This window comes from Oleiphilus sp. HI0117 (genome assembly GCF_001635235.1).
Genome location: NZ_LWGA01001130.1, coordinates 1 through 1,003 on the forward strand (window position 1 = coordinate 1; position 1,003 = coordinate 1,003).

Below are 1,003 nucleotides of genomic sequence, written 5' to 3' on the forward strand. Positions count from 1 at the left end.
ATCGCACACTCAAGCAGGTTATTTAAAGCTCTTCACGAGACTTATTCAGATTTGAACAATTAAGATTCTTGGAAGCAAGGTCGTTTTTCAAGAGAAGATGGCCTCAAACTGGACATAAGCAAAATATAGGAAGGGAGGTGCGAACACCTCCCGTTAGGCCTTACTGCCCCGTAAAGTTAGAAGCCAAGTACTTTCCGTTGATCGTAAAGAAAACGTAAAGCGTTTGCTTTTTAGGGTCTTCGATGGACTCATTCTCAAATGTAACGACCCATTCTGGGCCATGTCCGAATGATTTTTCCTCGACTGATTTAGAAGTTACGCTAGACCAAGATGCGTCAATTTTGCCCTTCTTGGCCAACTTCCAGACATGCTTTGTTGCTTTATTGATAGCTTGCTCACTAGTGATAGGTTTATGTTGATGCCCGTGGGAATGACCACTTCCTGGTCCTGCCAATGCAGTTTGCCCGAATAGAAACATAACTAAGATCAATGGAGCGCTAATTAAGTATTTCATAAATTAAGCAACCTTTGTAAGGCTTACATTTCGTAAGCTATTGATATATATAAAGTTCAATTCTGTAAGGAATTTGCCGTTTTTTTCACTCATTATTTGCACCTATAGAATCTGTATTTTTCTACCTTAGCATCAACGCAGCACGCTATAAATCCATAAATCACCATTCTTGCCTTCTACTTCTGATAATTGCCTTTGTGAGAGAAGCGGACTTTGATCTATGGCGACTTAGTGCCAAAGGCAGACCTACGAGCTTGTTTCACGTTTGGCCCGATTGCCATAAACAATGTGGCGCAGATTCATTATTTATTACGTAGTTGCTGATATTTTATACTAGATTCATAACTATTTAGTATGTCTTTTGATACTTCATGTTCGGCGTCGAAATAGTCACAGATGACTCTAACTTTTTTTAATAGCCCTCTCTGTGTGAAAGCCGAAGCACCGATCCATACTTCACCCTTGCTACCAATTAATACAGCGTGGTAC

General features: G+C 40.1%; 2 protein-coding genes. Both read right to left on the reverse strand.

Going from position 1 to position 1,003, the window contains the following annotated elements; all coding sequences use genetic code 11:
- Nucleotides 1–160: 160 nt before the first annotated feature.
- A complete protein-coding gene (locus A3757_RS20185; RefSeq protein ID WP_068510782.1) occupies nt 161–514 on the reverse strand; it encodes a DUF6488 family protein in 354 nt (117 codons plus the stop codon).
- Nucleotides 515–816: 302 nt separating this feature from the next.
- Nucleotides 817–1,003, reverse strand: a 187-nt coding sequence (locus A3757_RS27710; RefSeq protein ID WP_231878333.1) for a hypothetical protein, incomplete at its 5' end; no start/stop codon positions are given.

Coding starts and splice junctions, on each gene's coding strand:
- A3757_RS20185 (WP_068510782.1), bottom strand. CDS start 514: ATGAAATACTTAATTAGCGCTCCATTGATCTTAGTTATGTTTCTATTC.